Genomic DNA, 26,023 nt, shown 5'->3' with positions numbered 1-26,023 from the left:
TATACATATTTCCCTGCCCGCATGCCTGATTTCAATCACAACTTTCGAAGTTCTCCTTTCTTTCTGTAAGTCAATGTCTTCCAATTTACACCCTTCTAAAAATCTCTTAAAAACTTCCAATATTCGTTCGTTAGAATCAGGAAACTATAGATTTTCATTCTCATACTTAATTGACGTATTTCAAAAAACGAGATCAGCAATAGAATTGATCTCAGGGGTATAGGAAAGTATATGAATCACTCAAACAATGAAATGGGCATGGCGAAAGCCATGGGTTCCCACCTCCTTCTTCAAGTATCGCAACAATTGCTTGGAGACCTTAGCTATTATGGAATCAGCGACTCGGAAAACATCTGGATTTCCTGGCATGAGTCCGAAGGAGAGGGAAACTGGGCAAAATATTTAGATGGCGAGATTGAAAATTATGCCTACATCACAATCCTTGATGAAAATATGAACGCCATAGGACAAGGTTCTATGGACTTCGTTCTGGAAGAAGAATGGGATCTATTCCTGGTTTACTGGGATGCCCTTTACTTCATTCATCCTGAATTTGATGGCAAGACCCGTCCGGGTATTCCAGATCATATTTGGCAAGAAATTCCAGAGAATTTTCAGGCCAAATACAAAGGCAAAAAGATCAAGAAAAAGAAAAGTCTGAGTAGAAAGGTGCAGAGAATTTAATTTTCTGCCTCTTCCTTCTTCTTCGAACGCAGCAAACTTGTTGATATCAGGATGATGGCTCCACCGGCCAGCATATTGAGGGTTAATTCCTCTTTCATCCAGAATATACTCAACAAAAGGGCCGCTACGACCTCTATGTAGGTGAGTCCGGAAGCTGTAGATGCAGGCAAGTATTTGAGTCCATAGAAAAAGAAAGCAAAACCTACCGTTCCCAACAAAAATCCATGAGCGGATGCAATTCCGATATCATGAAGCTCAGGCGGAGGTTCCTGCAGCAGAACAAAGGGCAAGAATACAAATACGCTGACCAGGTTCTGGTAGAAGAGCAATTCGTTTCGGGTATAGCCATCAGCCTCTTTTTTGAAAATGATGATGGAGCAAGCGTAAAGGGCTGCGGAAGCCAAAGCTGCGCTCATGCCAATAAAATCATCATTTTCGAATGAGAAGGGCTTGTTGATATAGACCAGAACAATGCCACTAAAGGCCAGAAATAAGAGGAATATATTTCGCCGGGAGACTGTTTCTTTTAGAATCAGGGCACTCAATAAGGTCGCGAATATGGGCCAGGTATAGGAAATGAGCACTGCATTTCCGATGGAGGTCATGATATAAGCCATGAAAAAGAAATACATACGGGCTGCATTGAAAGCAGATCCCAGCAACATCAGCTTATAATTTCCCCTCAGAAAACGAATTCCCTGACTAAGCATCCATAAAGCCATAAGGACCGCAGGTACGGTAGTCCTGAAAAAAGCATAGGATGCAGGTGGGAGATCAGCACTTTTGATAAAGAATCCACTGAGGCCTGCCAGCAGTGCTCCAATAATTACGGCGATTGCTGCCTTATTTTTCATGCATTTCCTCTTCTACGAGGGCTTGTTTGATCTCCTGGAGTTTGAGTAAAGCTTCGACCGGAGTCATACGGTCTATGTCCAAACCGGAAAGGATATTTCGAATTTTCAAGGTATCGGCATCTTTCAGCTCAAACATATTGAGTTGGATGGTCTTCTTGGAAGAGAATTTTACAGCCTTGGCATTTTCTTTATCCTGAACCCGGTTTTGCTCGAAGTGTTTGAGGAGTTGCTGCGCCCTCTGTACCAAAGGTCCGGGCATTCCGGCCATTTCGGCAACATGTATCCCGAAGCTATGCTCAGAGCCTCCGGGCTTAAGGGTCCTCAGAAAGAGGATTTTCCCATCTATCTCCCTGACGGATACATTGTAGTTTTTCACCCGAGGCAGACGATTTTCCAATTCGTTGAGCTCATGATAGTGAGTAGCGAACAGGGTTTTTGCCTGACAAGCCGGCGTTTCATGTAGATACTCGACCAGGGCCCAGGCAATCGATACCCCATCATAGGTGGATGTTCCCCGCCCAATCTCATCCAACAAAATGAGGCTTTTATTGGTCGCATTATTGGCGATTTGAGCAGTCTCATTCATTTCCACCATAAAGGTAGACTCGCCACTGGAAATATTATCAGAAGCTCCTACCCGGGTAAAGATTTTATCTACGATGCCCAGCTTTGCAATTTCTGCGGGAACATAACTGCCCATTTGCGCCATAAGCGAAATGAGTGCAGTTTGACGTAGCAAGGCGGATTTACCCGCCATATTCGGACCGGTAATGATAACTACTTGCTGGTCTTCATTGTCCAGCACCAGATCATTGGGGATGTAGGGACTGTCCGGTGGCATGGTAGTTTCGATCACCGGATGCCTTCCCTGAACGATCTCAATCCGATCCCCTCCGTTTACCTCAGGTTTGCAGTACTTATTGGCTTGGGCCACCTTCGCAAAACTGAGCAACATATCCAGCTCAGCGATCAATTTGGCATTTTGCTGAATGGTGTGGATATGGAGTTGCATCATCTGGATAAAACGCTGATAAAGCTGAAACTCCAGAGATTGGATGCGGTCTTCTGCAGAAAGAATCTTATCCTCGTATTCTTTGAGTTCTTCTGTAATGTAGCGCTCTGCATTGGTCAGGGTTTGTTTTCTGATCCACTCTTCCGGAGCCTTATCCTTATGCGCATTGGTTACTTCGAGGTAGTAACCAAAAACTTTATTGAATCCAATTTTGAGAGAAGTGATGCCTGTTCGCTGAATTTCCCGCTCCTGCATAGCCAGCAAGAGATCCCGGCTATTCTGCTTGATATTTCTCAGTTCATCCAGTTCTTCTGATACTCCTTCGCGTATGACATTTCCATCAGAGAGATTCCCCCCTATTTCATCCATCAACTGAGAAGTGAGTACTTCCAAAGCCGGGTGTACATCCTCGAAAGCCTGGGCTTTCTGGATCAGTGCTTCTGTCCCAAATGCCCTAAGGGTATCCTGTATGTGTGGGATGAGGGCGAAAGAATCTCTGAGCAGGGCAGCTTCTCTGGGCGAAAGCCTCAAAGTAGCTACTTTGGAGGCCAGTCTTTCCAAATCTCCCATTTGCCCAAACTGTTCTTCCAATCTTCCGAGGGGAAGGGCATGGCGAATATAGGTTTCTACCACATCCAATCTGCCCTGGATTTGGTTGGGATCTTTCAAAGGAAGTAGCAGGGCCCGTCTGAGCATCCTCGCTCCCATAGCAGTCAAACAATGATCCAGTACCTCTACCAAAGCTTTGCCGTCCGGATGTAAGGGTCGAATCAACTCCAGATTTCTTACCGTGAACTGATCCAGCCAGACAAAATGAGAATCATCAAAGCGATAGATGCGGGAAATATGCCCCAGTTCCTTTTGCTGGGTTTCGTTCAGGTAATGAACTACAGAACCCGCAGCAATGATCCCTCTGGTTTCTTTCTCTATTCCAAAACCCTTAAGCGAATTGGTTTTGAGTAGTCCCAATAGTTTCTCTCGGGCATAGTCTTCCTGATACACCCATTCGTCCAGACGACTGAGGTAGTATTTATCATTGAAGGTCTCGATAAACTTCCGATAGTCCCTCTTTTGTACCAATACCTCCGAAGGCTGGAGTGTTCCAAGCACTTTATCTGCATAAGCCGGGCTACCAGAGAAACAAAAGAAATCACCGGTAGATACCTCCACGAAGGCCAGACCCAATTCTGTGGGGCTGGAGAAATATACACTAGCGAGGTAATTACTCTTATTTACCTCCAGTACTTTATCATTGAAAGTAACTCCGGGAGTTACGAGTTCTGTTACTCCTCGTTTTACGATACCCTTGGCCTGTTTGGGGTCTTCCAATTGATCACAAACAGCTACTCGCTTTCCGGCTCTCACAAGCTTGGGCAAATAGGTATCAAGAGAATGATGGGGAAAACCTGCCAGTTCAACATGAGAAGCAGCACCATTGGCTCGCTTGGTCAGGACGATGCCCAATACCTGCGAAACTTCTATCGCATCTTCTCCAAATGTTTCATAAAAATCTCCTACCCGAAACAGAAGAACGGTCCCCGGATACTTTGCCTTAATGGCATAGTATTGCTTCATCAAAGGGGTTTCCTTCTTTGTTTTGGTAGCGGTTCCGCTCTTTCGTGGTCTGGCCAAGGTCTCTTTCCGTTTGAGAGGATATACAGGGCATATCCTATGTGGTTCATATTGAACTTACGAAGATAGAAAAATCTATCTGTCCACTACAGCTAGTTTTTCCCCATCCTGTGGAAAAGTGAGAAGGGGGATAATTTTAATAAGAAAGATAGCAGATCTGTCATCGCGAAGGACCTGGGCAATCTCCTTGATTCAAAGGCTTTATTTATCCCAGGGGGACCACTTCGGTACCCTCGCCATGACTGTTTTTGGGCTGTATTTATAATACATCCAGCTTTTCTAGATCTGGATTGCTTTCCATTTTCCTCTCTTGAAAATGATGGCGAATATGATGGCATATACCACATAAGAGAAAAAGACAGACCAATAGATAAAAGTTACGCCCCATCCCAGATAAATGGCTGTATAGTAGGCCAATGGAGCCTGCAAGAGCCAAAAACAAAAGAAATTGATCCAGGTAGGAGTTTTTGTATCTCCACTTCCATTGAGCGATTGAGACATGACCATGCCAAAGCCAAAGATGAAATAGCCCAGGGAAACAATCTTGAGGCAGTCCACTGCGGTTTGTTTCGCCAATTCTCCCCCTTCAAAAAAATCAACGATCTCCGGAGCGAAAAAGAAGAAAATAAAAGATATTACCAATAAGAGTCCGGAGGCATACATGGCGGTTATCCAAACAGATTTTTCTGCCCGATCGGGTTGCCCCGCACCTAAATTCTGACCCACCAGCGTAGCTGCGGCATTGGACATTCCCCAGGCAGGAAGTATGGCGAAAATAATCACCCGTATAGCGATTACATATCCTGCAACCACCTGCGTTCCGAAATCTGTGATAATCATCATCAGAAAAATCCAACTGGCAGAAGAGATCATGTATTGTCCGGCTCCACCAGCTCCTACTTTCACCATTCGGCCGATGATGCTCAATTGCACCTTAAAATCAGAAGCCAGCAATTTGATGATGGCGCTCCCATTGAAGAGGATGTAGAGCTGAAATAAAACTCCGGTTCCTCGACCGATATTGGTGGCAATTGCAGCTCCCTCGATTCCCATTTCAGGAAAGGGACCCAGGCCGAATATCAGACAAGGGTCAAGAATGATGTTGAGCCCATTCGAAACAATCAGACTTCGTAAGGCAATGTTTGCATTTCCTATTCCCCGAAAAATCCCATTTAAGAGAAAAAGGAGAATGATGACCACATTTCCTCCAAACATAATGCGGGTATAACCCACTCCCTGTTGGACGACTTTGTCTTCGGCCCCCATCAGACGAAGGATATCTTCAGAGAAGATGGTTCCAAAAATACCGATCAAAACGGCCAAACCCACAGCCAGTAGAATTGCCTGAGCAGCTGTATTCGCTGCTGCTTTTTTATCTCCTTCTCCTGTTCGGCGAGCTACCATGGCAGTAGCAGCGATACTCACACCAATGGCAATGGAATAAATGATGGACATTACGTTTTCCGTAATTCCAACAGTTGCTACGGCTTCTTCACTGATTCGGGAAACAAAAAATGCATCCACCACAGCAAAGATTCCTTCCATCATCATTTCGATGACCATGGGAATGGCCAACAAAATAATCGCACGATTAATGCTGATTTTGGTTAGGTCCTCATCTGTTCCCCTTATTGCGTCAACAATAAGATCAAAAACTTTAATAAAGCTAGATTTAGGTTCCGACATAAATGTGTATAGGTGCGCAAAGGTACGCGTTAGACATGAGCTTTTTGAAACAAAAAGCCGCGCAGATGAGAGGTGGGTACAAGGGGTCTTACGGGGAAACTAAAATTAAGATGCCTCTTTTAGTGCAAAAAGTATTTCCCGAGCTATTTGCCGGGACCGTTCTTCATACTTTTCCGCTTCCAAATCAGTATCATCGAAAGCTTTCGGATCCACAAAAGGCAGCGCAAGTCGAAATTCAGCGCCCGGAACAAAAGGGCAGGCTTCATCAGCTTCCGTACATACCATAATGGCTGCAAAAGCTTGCTCAGGATTTGGAGGATCCGAAAATTTCTTGGAAAAGGCCCGATAAGCATCCATATCTGCTTTCCAACTTAGCTGATACACAGGGTTCTTGCTATCGGCATTTTCTGTACGGATCTCCAATCCACTTTTCTGCAAAGCAGCTACAGATCGATGGTTAAAAGCGGTGGCCTCCGTTCCTCCTGAATATGATTCTAAATGGGGTAAAGTAAGATATTCTGCTGCGACCGACAGCCAGATTTGCCCCATATGGCTCCTCCTGGAATTATGGGTACAGATAACAATGAGCTTTGGAGTCTCAGCTTTTTGGTATTTAGTCGAAAGATAAGTGCTGAGCTGGCCCAAAAGGACCTTACGCTCAGCACTTATTTGATCAAATTCTTTCGCCCGATCATTCATAAACTCGAGCAGAGGAGGAAAGAGATGCTGTTTCATAGGAATAAATTAACAACAGCCCGACTCGGGAGTGCAGCAATCGCCTTCATTGGCGACACTCAGGCTACTCCCCAGGCTTTGTAATACGACTTTAGGCTTTTCTGTTTTCTTAGGACCGCACTCCCCTCCTCTATCATTGGCTTTGCACTGAGTTTTATCAGCAACCAGGCTTACCCGTACTTCTCCATCCTGGGTTCCTATTTCTTCTATCAACATTTGGCGTGTGGGGAAAGCAGCGTCCCCATATTCAATCTTCACCGGTGCATCCGGGTGGATTTGTAAACTTTTCTCTACCAGATCAATGATCTTGAGTGCCTTAGCTGAAGACATAGGTACTTCTTCAGCCTTGCCTTCGGGAACCCAAAGTTGTACGACAACTTCGTTCCACGCATTCATTTTCCCTCCACAATCTACAGAGGTGATTTGGGCCTGCTTGATTTCGGTAATGTGATAAGCAGGACTAACATACTGCTCCGAAGCATATTCAAACTGAAGAGGAGCTTCCGGATGAGCAGATAGGCTATCTTTAAAACTTTGCCAATTCATAGGTGTATATATGATTTCGCTGCGGCAATATAATTCGCCGCAAAATTTAACAACAATTAATTTTCTCTTTATAGGTATCGATCTCTCCTTTGAGGTGTTGGAAGAGTCCAATGAACTGATCAAAAACCGTCAGGTCCAGGCAATAACAGGTCCGTACCCCTTCAATCTCGCCAGTAATCAAACCGACTTTCTTCAATTCTTTCAGGTGCTGGGAAACCGTTGATTGGGATAAAGGCAGTTCTTCTACAATCTCTCCGCATATACAACTCTGCCTTTTTATCAATACTTCAATGATGGCTATGCGGGCAGGATGCGCCAATGCTTTTGCGAAATCTGCCAACTCAATCTGCCTACTTTCGAAACTATGTTTTTTATTGATCGCCATTGCAATTCATTATATATCGTAAATATACGATTAAATAGAATTAAGTTTCAATTTTTTTTCATTTTCTCAACCTTTCCTATCGTTCAGGAGTATAAATTACACGCAAACAGACAGACAAATGCAGCACACTAGTCGGGAGGGAGAGCGAAAACAAATTTTCGACAAAGCCCTCAAAACCTACATAGATCAAGTAAGTGAAAATCCGGAAGTGATCGGGATCATCGCCAGTGGATCTTATGCACACGGTAGACTGGACAAGCATTCTGACATAGATGTATATGTGATACTAAAGGAAGGGATTGACTTTAGGGAAAGAGGCAATACCTGGATTGGAGGAGTCGAGATTGAGTATTTCCACAATCCCCCCGAGCAAATACGTGCCTATTTTAGACAAGAAGGAGATAAACCTCATACTGCTCATATCATGGCTCATGGTGAATGTCGCCTGGAGCGAGATCCCGTCATAGCCGAACTGGTGAATGAGGCAAGGGCAAGACTGAAGAAAAAGGCGGAACCCATCACAGATGTGCAAAGAGAATTGGCCAAGTATGGCTTGGACGATCAGCGAAAAGACTATTGGGACTGTCTGGATAATGGGGATATGCTGGGAGCTCGGCTCGTTGCTGCAGGAATCATTGAGGATTGCATTAAGCTCCATTTTCAGCTAAAACAACAATTTCCCCAAAAGAAAAAGCGACTTATCCCTTTCCTAAGCAAAGATGATCCGGAATTTGGACGAATCCTGGCAGAAGCCATTGAGGCTAGCTGTAGAAGAGATGAAGAGAAAAGCCTGCTTGCACTTATCAGTCATATCGAGGATCGACTGGGCGGACCAAGGCCTCGGGAATGGATTTTCAGGGGAAATTTGAACCTTGCCTGATGATATAAAAACAAAGAAGAAGCAATGGAGGAATCAAAAACCTCTTCCCTTAGATACAAACTCTGTCGATTTTTTCTTTCGACCCAATACCTATTTCCATGATCCATTTGAGAGCCCTTAGCGAAGGGGATGCATTGCCTATCGAACAAGCCTTTAACGCACAAGGATGGAAAAAACCAGCCAGCCAATACGAACGATATTTCCAATTTCAAGAAAAGGGCGAAAGAGATATCATTCTAGCAGAATGGGAGGGAGAATTTGCGGGCTATTTGACCATCCAATGGATTTCAGGTTATACATTTTTCAAATCGCAAGGAATCCCGGAGATCGTTGATTTGAATGTTCTACAAAAATTTCATCGGAAAGGAATCGCGAGTGCAATGATGGATGAGGCAGAAAGGCGAATGAGTCTCATATCAGATTTTGCGGGAATTGGTGTGGGAATGCCTCCGGATTATGGAGCAGCTCAGGTCATGTATGTCCGGCGAGGCTATGTTCCGGATGGAAAGGGACTGTTTTATCATGGAAAGCCAGCCGTTTACCATACAAAAATAGAAGTAGATGATGGGCTCGTTTTATACCTGACCAAGGATTTAAGAAGTAAGCCTTAATCCAAACCCACTTTCTTACTCCTCCTTTCCATAAGTACATTGTCTTGCCAGATGCCCACTCTTTTGGCGACTTTTTCTCTGTAGCCGATTTTTCTAAAGCCCATTTTTTCGTGTAGGTGAATGCTGGCCGTATTCTGAGGGAAGATACCAGATTGCAAGGTCCAGAAGCCTCGCTTTTCACTTTCTTCTATCACTTTCTCCATCAACTTCTTTCCTAATCCCCTACCCGATTGCGCCGGATCGATATAGATACTGACCTCAGCAACTCCTTTATAAACTTCACGGGCTGATACCTTACTCAACGCAATCCAACCCAATATCCCCTCGGAAGTTTCTGCTACATATCGACAATCAGTCAGATGTGTTGCATCCCATTTTTCCCAGGCAGGCGCCTCCGTTTCAAAAGAAGCATAGCCCAAATCCAGGCCTTTTTGGTAAATGTCTTTTACCCTGGGCCAGTCTGTAGCGGTCATTTTTCTGAGTTGGATCTTCATTTAGCCTTAATTTCTTTAGCAAAGTAAAGGATAATAATTTCCTCTCGCTTCCTTTCAGTCCGGGTAAAAATGGAGGTTTATGTTCTGAGGGATAATTCCATCTTATTTAGAAATAGATAGAGCCAAAAGCCAGGCAGGTATATCAATAAAAAACCCGACTGAAAAGCCGGGTTTCTATGTAATAGATGTTAGAGATATTATTCTTTCAGAGCCTCAAGCTCTTCCAATAAGGAATTTGCCTGTGAAGCAAAGTAATGATCAGCATTGGAACTGATGGCGGAGAGACGTTCTTTGGCTTTCTCCCGATCTCCTTTTTTCAGAGCAAGTAAAGCCAAATACCATTGACTTTGCTCTGGATGTTGATTTGCAGTTGATAAGGAATTTTCAGCCTGTTCCCATTTCCCTAATTCCATTTGGCTGATCCCCTTAAAAAATGCTATACGGGAAATCTGAAAACTGGAAATAGAGTCTTCATGAATCTGCTCATAGGCATCAATAGCTGTTTGCCAGTCCTGATCACCATAAGCCTTATCTGCCTTTCTCAAAGCTTCTTCTGTATCAATGGCCATGATATCAGGAGAAGCCGGTACCTCATAATAAGAAGCGATGATTTGCTCCATATTTTTGACGGGAGCAGGTTTAAAGATGAAGTAAGCTACCAGCAAAAGTGCTATAGCCGCAGCTACAGCCATCCAGCGATAATGCATCAAGTTTATCAGCTTCGCTTTCTGCGCATTATCCTCGTAGAGCTCATTCAGTGCTTTCATCTCCTCCTGATTGGCATAGGCATGTATGGTCCATTTGGCAAGGGCAGCTTCCTGAACAGCATCCCTCAGTTGAGGAGTCGTATCTATCTCATTTTCAAAGGCCACTTGATCGGCTTTTGACATATTTCCAGACAGATACAATTGTATACGCTCAGGATCAGGAGTATAAATGTCTTTTTTGGCCATAATATCTTTTGCTGTGTTTCTCTTAGCTATTCCGCTTGCCGATCAGTTTCTTCAATTTATCCAGGCATCTGTATTTCATACTGGATACACTGGCAGCATTTTTAAATCCAATACGCTCTGCGATCTCTTCCATATTGAATCCGTAATATTCAGAATCGACGAGAATCTTTTTGCAGTTTTCTCCCAATTCATCCATTAGGGACAATAGTCTTTGCGTATCTTCTTTTACGACAAGCTCCTGTATCATGGTTTTAGCCTTGTCCGGCATCGTCGGTGTCAGGTCTTCCCATTCTACATTTGCATTAGACGCGCGCCTTCTGAGTTTATCAACACATCTGTTGGAAAAAGATTTAAAAAGATAAGTAGAGAGCTTGCTTTCTCCTCGAAATTTCCCGGCTTCAATATGACGGCAAACTCCCGTTATAGCATCTGCATAGGCATCCAGCGCCTCTTCCAGGTTCAACTTGTAGCGTTGCTGACCTTTATAGACATAGCCCATAAATTGTTTATAAATCTGGGATGCGAGTCTTTGGCGGGCCGTCCCCCCTTGTCTGATACCGTCAATGATGTCCTGATCCGATGGAAGCATGTTCCGCTATTTGCCTGTTTTAAATTTCATCCAACATTAAAAATGGAAAAAAAAATTGAATTTCTGTTGAGATAAAGTCCCCCTTTGCGTCTGATAGAGAAAAATGGAGCAATAGGGTTTTCCTCCTTTTCCCAATATGCGAAGCTACTCATTATTCGAAATTTGGAAAAAAAATTCACTGCTACTCTGTTTTCATGAACTTTTATTGTTTTCTGCTTAATACTTTAAGAATGAATCTTTGTAAGACTTGCTTTCAACTACTATTTGCATTCATTATTCTAGGATGTACATGCTCTGCTGTGTTTGGGCAACAACCCATGACCATTATTATTGTGTCTGACAATGGACATGGTACTGGTGATGAAGAAGTAAACTTTGTTTACGAGGCGGAACCCTTTGACGATTTGGAAGTTGAAGTTCCCTGCCAGCCACTAAGCCGAAATGGAAACGGTCGCAACCTGGACCTGACGGTGAATGATATCATATATTATACGCCAGGTTCATCGATTTCCTCTTTAAATTATGTAAGGGTAAAAGTCAGCATAGATGATCCTATGCTAAGTGTTCCTTATAATGCCGAGCATGTTTACCGACTTTCGGACCTGGTGGTGAACCCAAATGGATACCTCGAGATTCCCTTACAACTTGTGGTAGAAATTCTTCCTTTCTATTTCATAGAATCGACTCTCGATATCTATCTGGAGATCGCTACACTCGACGATGGCTTGACTCCTGCTGTTGATGGCTCCAATTTTGATTTTCGATCCTTTGGCTTTTATCCTGCAAGAATTTGCTTGAAAAGCATAAAATCGGGCATTGGATTTCGGGAAGGGATCGAAGAAGCACAAGAAATGGAGTTCCTTGCATTTCCAAATCCTGTAAAGGATTACCTGAGTCTTCAGATTCCTGCAGATGGGGATCAGATGCCCGAGATTACTCTCTTCGACCTATCCGGAAAAGCACAATCTATTTCCCCAACCAGTAAATACAGTGGAAATAATACCTGGATTTCATCTGTTCCTACAGCACAACTTCCCAGCGGCATTTATTTGCTCCATGTCAGAACTTCGGAAAGGACATTTAGCCAAAGACTTGTCATAGAATAAGCGATACACAATGAGCTCGATCCACATGCCCGAAAGGGTATGTGGATTTTTTCGACCTCTGATGCAGAAGTAATGCGCGTTCGGACTAAAAAACTGCTTACAAGCGTAAAAAAAGCTATCTTTTAAGGTATTTTTTATTCGAAACCCCTGATAAATCTGTATCTGATGTTGATATCAAAAAGCTATCTCAGAGTTCTCTTTTTATTCCTCTTTTGTAGTCCCGTCTTTCTCTTTGCCCAAATGCCCCGTACCATTATTATTGCTTCTGATAATGGGCGAGGAAATGAAGGGGAAATGTTTGAAGATTATGAACTTGAGCCTTTTGATGAAGCTTTGACTAATCCTCCCTGTCAGGAATTGATTCCTACCGATAGGCGCAGGAGGTTTCAGCTTGATTTTAATGACCTTATCCAGTATACCCCAACCGATCCTGTATCTTCTATTTCTCAAATTGAGATAAAGCTAGAGATTCAGCACCGAAATATTCCCAGAGGTTTTACCTACACCGAAGTATTTAACCGAACGGATCTTAATGTAGTAAAAGGCTTGAATACCGAGTATATAGAAATCCCGCTCAGCTTTAGGGTAGAACTTCGCAGGAGAAGGAGAATTAGAAGAAGGATGCAAATTCAAATTGAAATCTCCACTCGCCCCACAGGCCTGAGTAATCTCCCATCTGGTACATTCGAATTTAAATCCGCAGGTGTCTACAACACCCGGATTTGCAGACAAGGCCAACATCATGCTTGTCCGGGAGCCGGTAATCATAGAAGCTCTATTTCTCAAGATATTTCAGATAGCTTTCAGGCTTTCCCCAATCCCTTTCAGGACTACCTCGAATTGCGGATAACTGCCCCGGAAAGTAAAGAACCAAAAATCAAACTTATGGATATGCAAGGCCGTCAGCTTCCTATGCAAACAAGCCTTAAGTTTATGGGAGACGGTCAATGGATTGGCTCATTCTCTACCCAAGATTTACCCCCGGGCATGTATCTCATACAATTGCTTTCTGACGATGATCCAGAAGTAATCAAGTTGCTGAAAAAATAAATTTCATTTTTCTGTTTAGATTTTTTGCTTTCATACGTCCTATCGTATTAAGCACAAGGAAGCTAAATTTCTGCTTACGCTTATTGCAGGCCTTTTGACGATAAAGGGGCTGTAATACACTTGAATTTTTATTTTGTTCGCTACTTAATCTCATGACATGAAAACAATAACACATGTTACCCTCTGCTTTTTTGCAGTCTTCTTGTCCTTTTCGATCAATTCTCTCTATGCCCAAACTCCTCAGACGATAATCATCGTTACAGATAATGGTCATGGAACCGGGAACGGGGCCCACACTTCTCCTCAGCAATTTGACAGAAATCCCAAAAACCCCAAAGATCCTAATGTTGGCTGCCAACCGGTGCTATACATTAAAGGAATGCCGAATCAGGTAATTTTTAATGAAATAATTACCTATAGACCGAGTGATCCCATTGAAGATCTGCTAGCTATTCGAGTAGAAGTTAGTATAGACCATCCCTATGTAAGCGGAGGCCTGACGCATTCAGCTACCTATCAAGTGGCTGATCTGAACCAAATAGATGCCTATACACTGGAAATCCCATTTAATTTTAGCACAGGACTCCCTTTGGGGTATCCTCAAGCAAATCTCATGGTGATAAATTTAGAGCTTTTCGTAAGGGATATTTTCACAAATCCTATGCCTCATTGGGACGGATTTCAAAGAGAAGCCTGGGGAAGTTATACGGTTGAACTATGTACTAATACTAGTCCAGGTGCAGCATCCCAGGGAGGAGCTAGCCATAGCAGAACGGGAATCGATCGATCGGATTCTTTTGACGCCTCTCCCAATCCTTTCACAGACTATGTGGAATTAAGCATTCCAGGAAATCAGGGAATCAAGCCTTCGGTAGAAGTCTACAATTTGAATGGAGAAAAATTGAAGCTGGAGTATCAAAGCAAATTCACAGGAGCAGATAAGTGGTTGGGTTCTATAAATACTAAAGCACTCAGTCCCGGATTTTATTTGATACGCGTGAGCAATGGAAGCGAAGTATTCAACAAGAAAATTGTGAAATACTAAGAGATAAAGCTTTATTTTCAGCCCTTATTGAGATTTCTCAATAAGGGCTTATATGCATAAACATGGTCAAGAAAACTACACATACTAGCTGGGCAATCCTGCTGGCATTACTACTACCCTTTGGCGCAAAAGCACAAGTCAATGGCGATACCCTTAGTAAGGATGCAGTAATTTCATGCTATGATACTGCTTTTGTATTGGTGCGTAGCAAGCCTCTATTAGCCATAGCCCATTTTGAAGAGATGATCCCGTTCTTCAAACACTATGAGCTCATGAATGGCTATACAGGTTCCCATAATGCCCTAAGTCAAATCCACATGGTGCTGGGAAACTATGAAGAAGGAGAAGCCTATGCCCGAAGAGGAATAGAAGTTACCCAAAAAAGCCTAGACAAAGATCACCTCCAATACACGGATCCTTATTATAATCTGGCCTTTTTTCTACGGGAGAAAGGAAAGTTCAAGGAAACCCTGGCAATCTACCGGGAACTCCTGGACATTCACCAAAACAAAAAAGAGCGAAATCCCGAAGCTATTTTTCTCTCGCTTTATGAAATAGCTACCACCTACGATAGAGGTGGAGATTACCTGAAAGCGATAGAATTTTATGAAAAAGCCGAAGCACTTCTCATGAACGAAGCTTCTATCTCAGATCGTTCTGCCCAAAACCTCTTCCTCGCCCTGGGATGGATACAAAACCGGGAAGAAAACTGGCAGTCCTCTCTTTCTGCTTTCCGCAAATGCCTGAGTTTCGCCAGCCCTCTCGGAATTGCCCGCTCATACTATGGGATAGCAAATTCCTATTTGGGCATGGGGAAATATGATAGCTGTGTTTTCTTTATCCAGAAAGGAAATTCCATCGAAACAGGTGCAGGGAATGCCTACAAACAAGTGGGAGAAGAATTGCTGGGAGAAATGTACTTCAAAACGGCTGATCCGGAAAAAGCCCTCTTTCATTTGAAAGAAGCTCAGAAAATCAGGCTGCAGCAGAAGAATGCAAAATCTTTGATGATCGATATTGCCAGAGGGTATAAACGGATAGGAGAAATTCAGGCAGCACAAAATTTATGGGAGGAAAGTCTAGGATCATTTCAACAAAGTGTGAGTGTATTGAGTAGAAATTTGCCGGATAGTAGTGATTGGAAAATCCTTCCGGATAAAACAGCCATCAAGATTCCCCGGGATATGATCAAACTGATGGAATTGAAGGCCTTCAGTTTATTTACCCTCTACCAGTCATCTCAGGAGCAATCTCTGCTTGAATTGGCACACAGACATATCGAAAGGGGCATAGATCTGATCCCGGAAATTGAGGCGATTCAGGAAAGCGAGGAAAGTAAGTTGAAGTTGAGCGAGGGCTCCCGTTCTTTGGTGGAACTGGGAATAGAGATCAGCACAGAATTATATAAGCTCAGCCGGGATCAAAGCTATCTTTGGGATGCTTTTTCATTTGCCGAAGCCATAAAATCTCGTTTGCTGATCGAAGAAATTCTGGAATCCAGAGCCATTACTTTTGAAGCTTTACCAGATTCTGTTCAGCAGCAACTCGATGGACTGCAAGCGGACATCGAATATTATAAAAATCGCCTGACCAATACTGAGCAACAGTCAGCACAAGATTCTATACAAGCAGGAAAATGGACGACACTCATAGCGGAACTCGAAGCTAAACAGAAAGAATTGACAGATGAAGTCGTCAGGAAATATCCGGGCTACCGGAAAAAGAACTTGAATGATAAGCGGCTCGATGCAGCTTTTATTAAAGAAAGTTTACCGGAACGTAGCCTACTTATCGAATATTTCTGGGGAGAGAATATGGCCTATCGATTCCAAATGAATGTGACGGATATTTCCATTGAAAGCATCCCTCTTAGTGATGAAATTTTGCTCGCCCTGGATCAAACAGCTGCGCATACCCGCAAACCGGATATGTCTCAGGAAGGATTACTTGGTTTTTGTAAAAATGCACATGAGCTCTTTCAGGTTTTAAAGCTTCCCCTTCCCGATTCTGCCATCTATGATAGTTGGTATATCGTTCCTGATGGTCCTTTGGCCTTTGTTCCATTTGAGGTTTTGCTGAGTAGCTACCCGGAGCAAACACTTAGCTCCCGCATTCCCGCACAGGCCTACAGGAAACTCCCATATTTACTCAAAAGTCAACATATCCAATACCTGCACGCTGCTTCCCTCATAGAAAAAGAAGCTGACAGACAGGGTCCAATCCTACAAGATCTGGCTGCTTTCGCCCCAAATTATGAAGGCCTTTTGCAGCTCAAACACAATAAGGCTTCTGCTCAGGAAATTGGAAAATTGCTGGGAGGAAAAACCTATCTGGATCAGGATGCTTCTGAAAAGACCTTCAAGTCCGAAGCCAACAATTTCAAAGCCGTTCACCTGGCTGTCCACGGAAATGCAAATGTAGAAGATCCGATAAAAGCCTATCTTGATTTTGGCAAAGAACAGGAAGATGATGATGGGAAACTCTATGTGCATGAGCTTTACTCTCTTTCTTTAGATAGCCGGATTGTGAGTCTTATTGCTTGTGAAGCGGGTTATGGAAAGCTTCAAAAAGGAGAAGGCGTCATGAGCTTGGCCAGAGCTTTTAGAATGGCAGGCGCAAAAAGTATCATGACCAGTCTTTGGAAAGCTGATGGTCGTGCTGCTGCTCCCATATCGGAATCTTTCTATAGATTTTTGAAAGAAGGACAAAAACCTTCCAGAGCCTTAAAGACGGCAAAACTGGAATTTTTGGCTTCCGCAAGTCCCGATATGACCCATCCCTATTTCTGGTCAACCTATGTTTTGACAGGTCAGGACATAAGTGTTTGGAATCCCTTTTTCAAAACCTATGGCATGTGGCTGCTACTTTTATTGGCCGCGATGCTCCTTTATTGGGTATTTAGCCTAAGAAATAAAAAAATTAAGCTGAGTTGATGAGATAAGTTGAGGGCTTGCGTCTTATTAAAGAAAACATACACGATCATGCACAGCCCAAAAAATTTGCAAAGAATCTCATGTACATATACAGCAATTAGCAAGACCCGATCCTCCTGAGGAGGATCGGCTTTCTTTTGTTGTCCTCAACAATGTATAAGTAAGCAGAACATATATAATTGTTCATGTTAGGCGGTTTCTGGCGAAACCGCTTTTCCTTTTTTCGCAGGCCTGTTTATTGACGACAAGACTCGATGGTGTCTATGAGTGCCTGAATATCTTCCGGAGTGTTATAGACACTGGGAGAAACTCGAATGGTGCTTCCTCTAACAGATACTATGATCTTTCGAGCTTTCAGGCGTTTGAGTAATTCTTCTGAATCAATGGAATCAGGAAGCTGCAATCCCAAAATATGCGCGGAGCGATTTTCCTCTTTCTCCAGCTGAACCCCTATCCCTTCACAATACTCAAGCAGGGCTTGGACGAGTGCCCGGCAATAGGCTTGCACCTGATCAGGTCGCCATTCCTTCAATTGTTTCAATGCTTCAATGAGCATGGGAACCAAAATAAAATTGCTGAATTCGCCTACATTATAACGGCCTGCATCTTCTGTATAATGCTCCTCATAATCTGTGAGATCCCGGAAGTTCATCGCATTGGTTCGGTTCATCCAGCTTTCTTCCAAAGGAATTCCCTCATTGAATGCTTCGCCCATATAAGCAAGTCCAATAGAATAAGGCCCCATCATGCATTTGTAGCTGGCACAGACCAGGGCATCAATCTTGCATTCCTGCACATCTATAGGCAAGGCTCCGAAAGATTGGGTTCCATCAACTATTAGCAGGCAATTATTTGCCCTACATTTCTCTCCTATCGCTTGTAAATCAAAACGAATCCCATTCATCCAATGTACAGAAGACATGACCAATACGGCCGAATCTTCATTAATGCTCTCAAGGATGGTCTTATTCCATGCCTCTCCCTGCTTTCCAGCTGGAGCATCGATACGAATGGATTTAAGTTCTTTATCATATTTGTCGCACCAGCGTTGTAGAGGAAAAAAATCACTCGGGAATTCCTGATCCAGGGTAAGGGCATGATTCCCCCTTTCAGCGGGAATATTGGAGATGGCAGCACTTAAGCCATAGGAAGCAGAAGGAATAAGGGCAATCTGACTGGGACGACAATTGATCATCTCAGCAAATAGGTTCCTGGCTTCAGCCACTTCAGTAAAAAAGTCTTCCGGGGCCAGGTGATAGGGGTTTCTTTTCCGAATCAATCCCTCTATTCCTTTTTGTTCGACCGATTTCATAATCGGAGACATATAGGCACAGTTGAGGTAATGGACTTCCGGATCGAGGCTAAAGAGAGCTTTCTGATTTTGCATAGGTCAATTTTACAATAGCAAGATAGGAAAGCCCCTAAAAAAAATCATCCGGGCTTTCACCCGGATGAAATACATTGAAAATAAGTGTTGACTGTTCCGTCCAAGGCAACAGCCAGACACTTCGCTCAGTCAATATGCCCTTGCTCCGCCAATTTGTTCTATCAGTTGGTCCTCCCCTATGTCTTTGGGATTGAGTCCATAGGCATTGCTACCTACCTGGCTATCTGTGGTATACCAGATAAGCAAGAGTATAGCTCCGATCAAAGGAATCAGGCCAAAAAGAATGCTCCATCCACTTCTCCCGATATCATGCAATCTTCTCACTGCAACAGCTAAAGAAGGAATAAGAGTAGCCAGGGCATAAATGCCACTAAAAATGCCTAATCCTGCTGAGGAACTATTGCTGATAATTGCCATATCTGCGGCAAAGAGAAGGATATAGATAAGGAAATTGAAGAGGACGAAATACCAGTATTCTTTTCGTCTTGAACGGCCACTAAAATCTGCGTAGCGCTTGAAGGCCATTAAATAATAATTCATGGGTCTTGTGCTTTTATGGTTGGTTGATGTTGGTTAAATGAGAATCTCTGTACAAATCCATCAATTCCGAACAGGAAGCAATATCATCATACAGAGATTCTTTGTGTTTTCATTGCTTGAATTGATTGTGCTGTACAAAGATAGGTATTTCAATTAAAAAGTCAAATTATTTTCACAAATTTTACATTAACACAACTAATTAGTATAAAACCAGGCAAAAATAGAGCAAAAAAAATACCGACTCCCAAAGAAGTCGGTTATTATTTTGCTGTGTGTGCGAGTCGGACTATACCTCTCTCACTTCTGCTCCGGGAGCATTTGCTGCAACAGATTTGATCCCGTTATTCATGCCGTCTTTAGATGCGTACATCTGACTAGATCCGATGATCTCACCGTTTTTGGCGGTCAAATTGAAATGGTGCTTCCCATTAGAAGCCACTTTTCTTTCAAATTGATCATCGTCTCCTGAATTCTTTCTTATAGATTCAATTCCATTCTTGGCACCAGATTTACTGGCGTAGCCCTGGCTAGTCAAAATAACTTGCCCGTTTTTGGCTTTGAGACGAAAGTAGTACTTGTCGTTTTTCTCGCTTTGATAAAGTTCAAACATAGTCCTAAGCAAATATTAAAAGGTTCGAATTTCCGATGACTGCTTTATTTAGCAAAAAATATTTTTTTTTCCTATCGATTAGCCTGCTCACCCTAATATCCAGTCAGATATTTCACTATTTTTTTGCTATTCAATACTTTAGACAGACTTTTCTTCTTAGGTCACATCCATTTTTCGGAAATTTTGAAAGAAGAAGGAAAATGGGAAGTGCGCGGGTGTTCTGGTGTTCGAGTTTTTAAAGGGAAGTGTTGTGGTGTTTTAGTGTTGTAGTTGAATTTGGATAATCAATCCTACTACAACACTAAAACACCACAACACTACAATACTACTCTGCAATTAATCCTAGCTCCTCCTTATTCTCCTCCAGTACAGCTATAATAAATGCAATATGCTCGCTGAGTTCTACGCCCAGCATTTCTACTCCGGCATTGATTTCCTCCCGTTCTACTTTGGCTGCAAACTTTTTGTCTTTGAGCTTCTTTCGAACAGACTTGGGTTTCATCCCTTCGATCTTGGTAGGTCGAACCAATGCACAAGCCACAATAAAACCCGTAAGTTCATCGCAGGCCAGGAGCGCTTTATCTAGTAAGTGATCATATGAAACGCCCCATTTGGTATAATGCGCCGAGATCGCATAGGCAATTTCCTCTTCCCCCATTTCTCTAAGTTTAGCTACAATAATCTTGGGGTGCTCCTCCGGGTATTTTTCATAATCTGCGTCATGCAGCAAACCTGTGATTGCCCATTTATCCGAATCCTCACCCAGTTTTTTAGCATAGGCTTCCATCACCAGTTCCACCGTCCGGCAATGACGGCGGAGACTGGGATTTTCTATGAGTTCATCGAAAATATCCTGGGCTTCTTTGCGACTGATCATCGGAGCAAATCTTTATCAGTACCCAATACGGTATAAATTCTGGGATCCATCAATCTTTTGATGAGGCCTTCATTGCGAGGCAACTCATAAGCAAAGAAGAAGGCAAGCGTATGAAGCTTACTTTCGTAGAAATCCTGATCCTCTACTGCTTCACCTGGATTCTCCAGGGCTTTAGCAGCAACTATTCCTTGCTTCAACCATTGCCATCCGATCACCGCATTGCTAAATACTTCCATATATAGATTGGCATCCGAAAGAAAGATTTCCTTATCTCCTTTCATCGCAATCCCTATCAGGTGTTGGGTTACTTCATTTAGTCTTTTCAATACATTTTCGAAAGTAGCTACATGCTCTTGCAAAGCAGAAATTTGTGCAGCTTCCTTCATAGTTTTTTGCACTTCTACCATCAGTTGTTTAAGCATCTGCCCTTCTCCCAGGATCACCTTTCTTCCCAGCAGGTCCTGAGACTGTATGCCGGTCGTACCTTCATAGATCGCCATGATACGCATATCCCGGTAGTACTGCTCCAGGGGAAAATCTTTCACATAGCCATATCCTCCCAATACTTGAAGGCCATTACTTACTGAGCGATTGCCGGCTTCTGATGGATAAGTTTTGGCAATACCAATCAGGATTTCCAGGAGCAAATGATTTCTTTCCTTTTCATCTCCATCGGTAACCTTCATCATATCCGCGTATTGCGCACATTGCATGACCAGACTCAAACAACCTTCCACTATAGCTTTTTGTAGGAAAAGCATTCTTCTCACATCCGGATGATGTGCAATGAGGTCCTGGGGTTTGCTCAGATCACGATTGTTCAAACGGCGTCCCTGCGCCCTTTCGTAGGCATATTTCAAAGAAGCATAATAAGCCCCACTGGCTGTTCCGGTTGCACTCATTCCTACTCCAAGTCTTGCTCCATTCATCATCTGGAACATATAGCGTAGCCCTCTGTGAGGCTCGCCAACCAGATAGCCTCTGCAATTCCCTTTCTCTCCCATCATCAACTGTACATTGGAATACCCACTCTGCCCCATCTTATGAATCGCAGCAGCCGTCTGTACATCATTGTCCACCAATTGGCCACTTTCATCCAAACGATATTTTGGCACTACAAAGAGAGAAATTCCTTTGGTACCCGCTGGAGCTCCCTGAATACGGGCCAACATAAGGTGAATGACATTATTGGTCGCATCATGGTCTCCGGAAGAGATAAAGATCTTCTGACCTTCGATCATATAATGGCCTTCCTCCGTAGGAGTCGCACTGGTGATCACATCAGAAAGTGAACTTCCTGCCTGAGGTTCAGTCAGGGCCATGGTTCCCTGCCATTCGCCTCCCAACATTCTATCTACATAGGTATCGATCAGCGTTTGCGAACCAAAAGAATAAATCAGTTTAGCCGCTCCTGCTGTCAAACCTGAGTATCCAACAGCCGAATTATTCGCTGCATTGAAAATAAACTCGGCAGCCATATAGACCATACTCGGCATTTGCATCCCCCCAACTTCCGCTGGAGCCTGAGCACCGATCCAGCCTCCTTCTCCCATCGCATCAATGATCGCTCTCAATCCGGGATGAACTTTCAATACACCATCTTCCAGATTTGAACCAAACTGATCCATCTCCTGAAAAATGGGAAACATATGTGTATCTGCAATCTGCTTGGCTGATGCCACCATCAGTTCGATGGATTCTTTATCATACTCGGAGAAATAGGGATTTTCTGCCAGTTTCTCTGCCTGGAACACTTCGAATAGAATGAATCGAAGGTTTTCCATGCTGACATATTTTTTCTCAAGAACATCTGTACTTGGAGCGGGAGCTTGCATTATTTGTCTATTAAAAATGAATGGATAGCTTCAAGATACTGAGGATGAGCAGACTTTATCAAGACGAAAAGTGGATTGAGAGAATTTATTAAACGGGTTAATGGAAGGGGAGAAGTGTTTGGGTGCTAGGGTATTTGTGTGTTAGCGAGGAGGGCAGCATCATTCACCAGCTCTAACAGGCTGGCACCCTAGCACACAAACACCATAAAAAATGCAAGCATTTATACAAGAATTCCCCCAAAAAGCCTGTAACTTGCGCCTCCTTATAATTAATGTATAACCCATGGAAGTTTTGACAAAAGAAATCGGACTTCAACTGGAAAACAACCAGTACCAAATTCAGGGAGTGGGCCTTGAGCAACTTATACAGCAGTTCGGCCACCCGCTTTATGTTTATGATGGCGCTCAGATTGAGCACCAGTATAAACAGATGGTCAAGGCATTTGAAGGATTGAACTGTAAGGTGAAATATCCTACCAAAGCCCTCAGCAACCTGAATGTCCTGAAACTTTTGAAGAAACTGGGTTCTGGCCTGGATACCGTATCTATTCAGGAAGTAAAGCTAGGATTGAAAGCTGGATTTGATCCGAAAGAGATCATTTTCACCCCCAATTGTGTTTCCTTTGAAGAGATCCAACAAGCGGTAGAATTAGGAGTAGTCATTAATATTGACAACATCTCTATCCTGGAGCAGTTTGGACATACCTATGGAGATAGCGTTCCCTGCTGTATCCGTTTCAATCCTCATATTTATGCGGGAGGAAACAGTAAGATTCAGACGGGACATATTGATTCTAAATTTGGGATTTCAGTATACCAAAGGCGGCATGTGCAGCGGGTGATCCAATCCGAGAATATTCGTGTGATTGGCCTCCATGTACATACGGGATCAGACATACTCGATCCACGCAGCTATACCCAGAGCGCTGAGATCATGTTTGAAATTGCACATGAGTTCGAGGGGCTGGAGTTTATCGACTTTGGGAGTGGCTTTAAAGTAGCCTATAAAGAAAATGATGCCCATACAGATGTCTTTTCTATAGGAGAACAGCTTCGCAAATCCTATGCAGCCTTTAGCCGTGACTATGGCAAGGAAGTAGAGCTATGGTTTGAGCCGGGTAAGTACATGGTCAGCGATTCGGGTTATTTCCTCATGCGCGCCAATGTCATAAAGCCTACGCCTTCTACTGTCTTTGTCGGAGTTGATAGTGGATTAAACCATTTCATCCGCCCGATGATGTATGATGGCTATCACCAGATGCTCAATATTTCCAATCCGGAAGGAACTCCCCGCATCTATACGGTCGTGGGATACATCTGTGAAACGGATACCTTCGGTTGGGATCGCAAACTCAATGAAGTACGTGAAGGCGATATCATCTGTCTCAAAAATGCAGGGGCTTATGGCTTTTCAATGAGCTCCAATTACAATTCCCGTCTAAGGCCTGCTGAGGTAATGATCTGGGAAGGCAAAGCGCATCTCATCAGAGAAAGAGAGACCTTTGATGATTTGCTAAAGGGGCAGAAGGAGATAGACTTCTAATTTTATTTTTGAATTTTCTTGAGGGATGTTCAAACTTTTTTTAGAAAAAAGTTTGGCTGATCCTTCGTTCCCCTCAGGACTAAAGAATCGAAACGAGCAGAGAAGGCCGGCACATATTCCGTCCCCTAAGTGCTCGTTTCATCTCCCACGTGCCAATAGATTATCGACAAATCAAAGCGCGATGGTCCGGCAGTGCCCATCGGGAGTCGGGGCGGCAAGTGCGGCTGGCTTTGGGCGCTGCGATTTTTCCCCCTTTTTCTAAAAAAGGGGAAAGAGAACCCATTTTCCTCTTCAAAAATTATAGGAAAAGCCTCCCAAACATCCTAAGTTTAGAAAGTAAAAGAAACCAAGTTAAAAACCGCCCCATGACTCCAGAACAAAAACTCACAGAACTCGGATTGAGTCTACCAGAAGCTCCCAAACCCGGAGCTGTCTACCAACCTGCCGTTATCACCGGAAACAGGATCTACTTATCTGGCCATGTTTCTCTGGATAGCGAAGGCAAGGTCATAAAAGGGAAACTGGGAAGAGAATATACCATTGAGCAAGGACAGGAATACGCCAAAATAGTAGCTCTGCTTATGATTGCTACCCTCAAAGAAAATCTCGGTGATTTGAGCAGAGTCAAAAAGCTGGTCAAAACCCTGGGCATGGTCAATAGTACGATGGACTTCGAATCGCATCATTTGGTCATCAACGGATATAGCGAATGCATGCGGGAAGTATTCGGGCCTGAAATTGGCGTGGGTGCGAGAAGCGCGGTGGGTATGATCCTACCACTGGGAGCGGCGGTAGAGATTGAGGCGATTTTTGAGATAGCGTAAAGAGTGTGTTGTGGTGTTTTAGTGTTGTAGTTCATTTTGCTTACTATTCAACTATCGCACTATAACACCACAAAACTCCCAAACTTTATCCCCTCTCTACAAACTCCAACATCCGTTTCAACTCAGATTCTTCTCCTTCCCAGGAGTAGCTTTCTGCTTCGTGTTGGAAAGACTGTTTTTCCCAGGCTTCCAACATCTGCCAGATGTAGCGGCCACTTTCAACGCCACTATATGGTAAGCCTAGTTTTTCTTCATAATTAAAAGCATCCCAGCTTTCTTCTTTGGTATAGATCAGGGGTTTATCAAAAACCATGTATTCATAAAACTTGGTGGGCATCTTGCCTTTGATATGAGGTTTTAAGGAATAAAGGGCTGTTCCAAATCTACAGTTGCGGATGAGGTCCAGGATTTCTGCATAAGGAACATATTCATTCCCCCCTACCATGATGAAGCGATCCACATAGGGAGTATAGGCTACTCGTTTATTGATCTCTTCAATCAGTTCCTTATGAGGACTGACCCCTGCCATGATGAAATAAAGTGGTTTATGCTCATTCATTTTCGCCCAAAGATCGATGCTGCGAAAAATGCCCCAATCCTCTGCAAAAGTACCCGTATAGAGCATATAGGAATCAAAGGCTGATTTTTTTTCAGAAAGTTCCTCCTTATCTCCCATGTAGAACTTATTTCTCAGGAAAAATTTCTTCTCCCAGCCCGCTTTCAACACATCATCATAACAATCCTCCGCATAGCTCACCGCATGAATTCTTTTGACTGCCCATCGTTCTATTAGTCGAACACAGGAAGCCAGTAAGTTCCCCAAAAAACCGGGATAATGAGAAACCTGTCGAATGGTCAGGGCATAATCTTCATGTACATCGTAAATGATCTTTGCTCCCGTCGTCCATTTCAGCAAAACTCCCAGCAGTAATAACTGAGGACTGTGGAGGGTATAGATATCTGCCCTCAATCTTTTGAGTTTGCGGAAATGAAGTATGCTAAAAAAAAATCGCTGAAAACTTAGTCTGTGAAATGGTTTTACCGGATGAATATTGATTTCATCTTTCTCATAAGCTTCTTCGGCAGCATCCTGAGCATAAATACTGAGCATGTAGCCCATCTTGAGTTGGGACTTTGCCAATTTGTAATAGATCCGAGGATGGAGAGCCGGATTCAGTACGCTTATATGACAGATATGTGCAGCCAAAACAG

The 26,023-nt window shown here is 43.3% G+C and carries 24 protein-coding genes; 9 read left to right on the top strand and 15 right to left on the bottom strand.

Features of this window, described 5'->3' with window-relative positions:
- Window positions 1-231: 231 nt before the first annotated feature.
- On the top strand, window positions 232-684 hold the full coding sequence (locus R8P61_31285; GenBank protein MDW3651606.1) for a hypothetical protein: 453 nt from the start codon (window positions 232-234) through the stop codon (window positions 682-684).
- Here R8P61_31285 and R8P61_31280 read toward each other — a convergent pair.
- The 6 genes from R8P61_31280 to R8P61_31255 form a co-directional block, all read right to left on the bottom strand.
- Window positions 681-1,538: a DMT family transporter gene (locus R8P61_31280; protein MDW3651605.1), complete on the bottom strand. Its 858-nt coding sequence runs from the start codon at window positions 1,536-1,538 to the stop codon at window positions 681-683. The genes R8P61_31285 and R8P61_31280 overlap by 4 nt on opposite strands.
- Window positions 1,528-4,125, bottom strand: a complete 2,598-nt coding sequence (gene mutS, locus R8P61_31275; GenBank protein ID MDW3651604.1) for a DNA mismatch repair protein MutS — start codon at window positions 4,123-4,125, stop codon at window positions 1,528-1,530. The genes R8P61_31280 and mutS overlap by 11 nt, the downstream gene beginning before the upstream one ends.
- 336 nt (window positions 4,126-4,461) lie before the next feature.
- Window positions 4,462-5,868, bottom strand: coding sequence for an MATE family efflux transporter (locus tag R8P61_31270; GenBank protein ID MDW3651603.1), 1,407 nt, complete (start codon window positions 5,866-5,868; stop codon window positions 4,462-4,464).
- 105 nt (window positions 5,869-5,973) lie between these two features.
- On the bottom strand, window positions 5,974-6,603 hold the full coding sequence (locus R8P61_31265; protein MDW3651602.1) for a hypothetical protein: 630 nt from the start codon (window positions 6,601-6,603) through the stop codon (window positions 5,974-5,976).
- A gap of 9 nt (window positions 6,604-6,612) precedes the next feature.
- Window positions 6,613-7,149 carry a DUF6428 family protein gene (locus R8P61_31260; protein ID MDW3651601.1) on the bottom strand — a complete coding sequence of 179 codons (537 nt, stop codon included), beginning with the start codon at window positions 7,147-7,149 and terminating at the stop codon, window positions 6,613-6,615.
- Window positions 7,150-7,195: 46 nt separating this feature from the next.
- Window positions 7,196-7,534, bottom strand: a complete 339-nt coding sequence (locus R8P61_31255) for a metalloregulator ArsR/SmtB family transcription factor (GenBank protein MDW3651600.1) — start codon at window positions 7,532-7,534, stop codon at window positions 7,196-7,198.
- Window positions 7,535-7,652: 118 nt separating this feature from the next.
- Here R8P61_31255 and R8P61_31250 point away from each other — a divergent pair, with 118 nt between their 5' ends.
- Together R8P61_31250 and R8P61_31245 are read left to right on the top strand one after the other, a co-directional pair.
- On the top strand, window positions 7,653-8,414 hold the full coding sequence (locus R8P61_31250) for a nucleotidyltransferase domain-containing protein (GenBank protein ID MDW3651599.1): 762 nt from the start codon (window positions 7,653-7,655) through the stop codon (window positions 8,412-8,414).
- Between the two features lie 98 nt (window positions 8,415-8,512).
- Entirely contained in the window at window positions 8,513-9,025 is a 513-nt protein-coding gene (locus R8P61_31245) for a GNAT family N-acetyltransferase (protein MDW3651598.1), read from the top strand.
- On the opposite strand, the gene R8P61_31240 is transcribed toward R8P61_31245, so the two are convergent.
- From R8P61_31240 to R8P61_31230, 3 genes are all read right to left on the bottom strand, one after another.
- Window positions 9,022-9,519, bottom strand: coding sequence for an N-acetyltransferase family protein (locus R8P61_31240; GenBank protein MDW3651597.1), 498 nt, complete (start codon window positions 9,517-9,519; stop codon window positions 9,022-9,024). The two genes, R8P61_31245 and R8P61_31240, sit on opposite strands and share 4 nt — an antisense overlap.
- A 197-nt stretch (window positions 9,520-9,716) precedes the next feature.
- A complete protein-coding gene (locus R8P61_31235) occupies window positions 9,717-10,472 on the bottom strand; it encodes a hypothetical protein (protein ID MDW3651596.1) in 756 nt (251 codons plus the stop codon).
- Window positions 10,473-10,494: 22 nt separating this feature from the next.
- Window positions 10,495-11,061: a sigma-70 family RNA polymerase sigma factor gene (locus R8P61_31230; GenBank protein ID MDW3651595.1), complete on the bottom strand. Its 567-nt coding sequence runs from the start codon at window positions 11,059-11,061 to the stop codon at window positions 10,495-10,497.
- A gap of 317 nt (window positions 11,062-11,378) precedes the next feature.
- Between R8P61_31230 and R8P61_31225 the strand changes: the two genes are divergently transcribed.
- The 4 genes from R8P61_31225 (at window position 11,379) to R8P61_31210 (ending at window position 17,195) form a co-directional block, all read left to right on the top strand.
- Window positions 11,379-12,167 (top strand): T9SS type A sorting domain-containing protein, encoded by a 789-nt coding sequence (locus tag R8P61_31225; GenBank protein ID MDW3651594.1) that lies wholly within the window; start codon window positions 11,379-11,381, stop codon window positions 12,165-12,167.
- Between the two features lie 165 nt (window positions 12,168-12,332).
- On the top strand, window positions 12,333-13,217 hold the full coding sequence (locus R8P61_31220; protein ID MDW3651593.1) for a T9SS type A sorting domain-containing protein: 885 nt from the start codon (window positions 12,333-12,335) through the stop codon (window positions 13,215-13,217).
- A 157-nt stretch (window positions 13,218-13,374) separates the two neighbouring features.
- Window positions 13,375-14,262, top strand: a complete 888-nt coding sequence (locus tag R8P61_31215) for a T9SS type A sorting domain-containing protein (protein MDW3651592.1) — start codon at window positions 13,375-13,377, stop codon at window positions 14,260-14,262.
- A gap of 62 nt (window positions 14,263-14,324) precedes the next feature.
- Entirely contained in the window at window positions 14,325-17,195 is a 2,871-nt protein-coding gene (locus tag R8P61_31210; protein ID MDW3651591.1) for a CHAT domain-containing tetratricopeptide repeat protein, read from the top strand.
- Between the two features lie 235 nt (window positions 17,196-17,430).
- On the opposite strand, the gene R8P61_31205 is transcribed toward R8P61_31210, so the two are convergent.
- The 5 genes from R8P61_31205 to R8P61_31185 form a co-directional block, all read right to left on the bottom strand.
- A complete protein-coding gene (locus R8P61_31205; protein MDW3651590.1) occupies window positions 17,431-18,582 on the bottom strand; it encodes an aminotransferase class V-fold PLP-dependent enzyme in 1,152 nt (383 codons plus the stop codon).
- A gap of 129 nt (window positions 18,583-18,711) precedes the next feature.
- Window positions 18,712-19,122: a DUF805 domain-containing protein gene (locus tag R8P61_31200; GenBank protein ID MDW3651589.1), complete on the bottom strand. Its 411-nt coding sequence runs from the start codon at window positions 19,120-19,122 to the stop codon at window positions 18,712-18,714.
- Between the two features lie 286 nt (window positions 19,123-19,408).
- The gene (locus R8P61_31195) at window positions 19,409-19,732 is read right to left on the bottom strand and encodes a YegP family protein (protein MDW3651588.1); all 324 of its coding nucleotides are present in this window, start codon (window positions 19,730-19,732) and stop codon (window positions 19,409-19,411) included.
- Between the two features lie 325 nt (window positions 19,733-20,057).
- On the bottom strand, window positions 20,058-20,609 hold the full coding sequence (locus R8P61_31190; GenBank protein ID MDW3651587.1) for an HDIG domain-containing protein: 552 nt from the start codon (window positions 20,607-20,609) through the stop codon (window positions 20,058-20,060).
- Window positions 20,606-22,393 carry an acyl-CoA dehydrogenase gene (locus R8P61_31185; protein MDW3651586.1) on the bottom strand — a complete coding sequence of 596 codons (1,788 nt, stop codon included), beginning with the start codon at window positions 22,391-22,393 and terminating at the stop codon, window positions 20,606-20,608. The genes R8P61_31190 and R8P61_31185 overlap by 4 nt, the downstream gene beginning before the upstream one ends.
- Before the next feature lie 334 nt (window positions 22,394-22,727).
- Between R8P61_31185 and lysA the strand changes: the two genes are divergently transcribed.
- Both lysA and R8P61_31175 read left to right on the top strand, forming a co-directional pair.
- Window positions 22,728-23,987 (top strand): diaminopimelate decarboxylase, encoded by a 1,260-nt coding sequence (gene lysA, locus R8P61_31180; protein ID MDW3651585.1) that lies wholly within the window; start codon window positions 22,728-22,730, stop codon window positions 23,985-23,987.
- 365 nt (window positions 23,988-24,352) lie between these two features.
- Window positions 24,353-24,811, top strand: a complete 459-nt coding sequence (locus R8P61_31175) for a RidA family protein (GenBank protein ID MDW3651584.1) — start codon at window positions 24,353-24,355, stop codon at window positions 24,809-24,811.
- A gap of 85 nt (window positions 24,812-24,896) precedes the next feature.
- Here the strand turns inward: R8P61_31175 and R8P61_31170 are convergent, their stop codons facing one another.
- On the bottom strand, window positions 24,897-26,018 hold the full coding sequence (locus R8P61_31170; protein MDW3651583.1) for a glycosyltransferase: 1,122 nt from the start codon (window positions 26,016-26,018) through the stop codon (window positions 24,897-24,899).
- Window positions 26,019-26,023: the final 5 nt, after the last annotated feature.

It is taken from the genome of Bacteroidia bacterium (assembly GCA_033391075.1).
In the GTDB taxonomy this organism is placed as follows: domain Bacteria; phylum Bacteroidota; class Bacteroidia; order J057; family J057; genus JAWPMV01.
The sequence above is the reverse complement of the archived record's forward strand: the minus strand, read 5'-3'. Positions and strand labels throughout refer to the sequence as shown.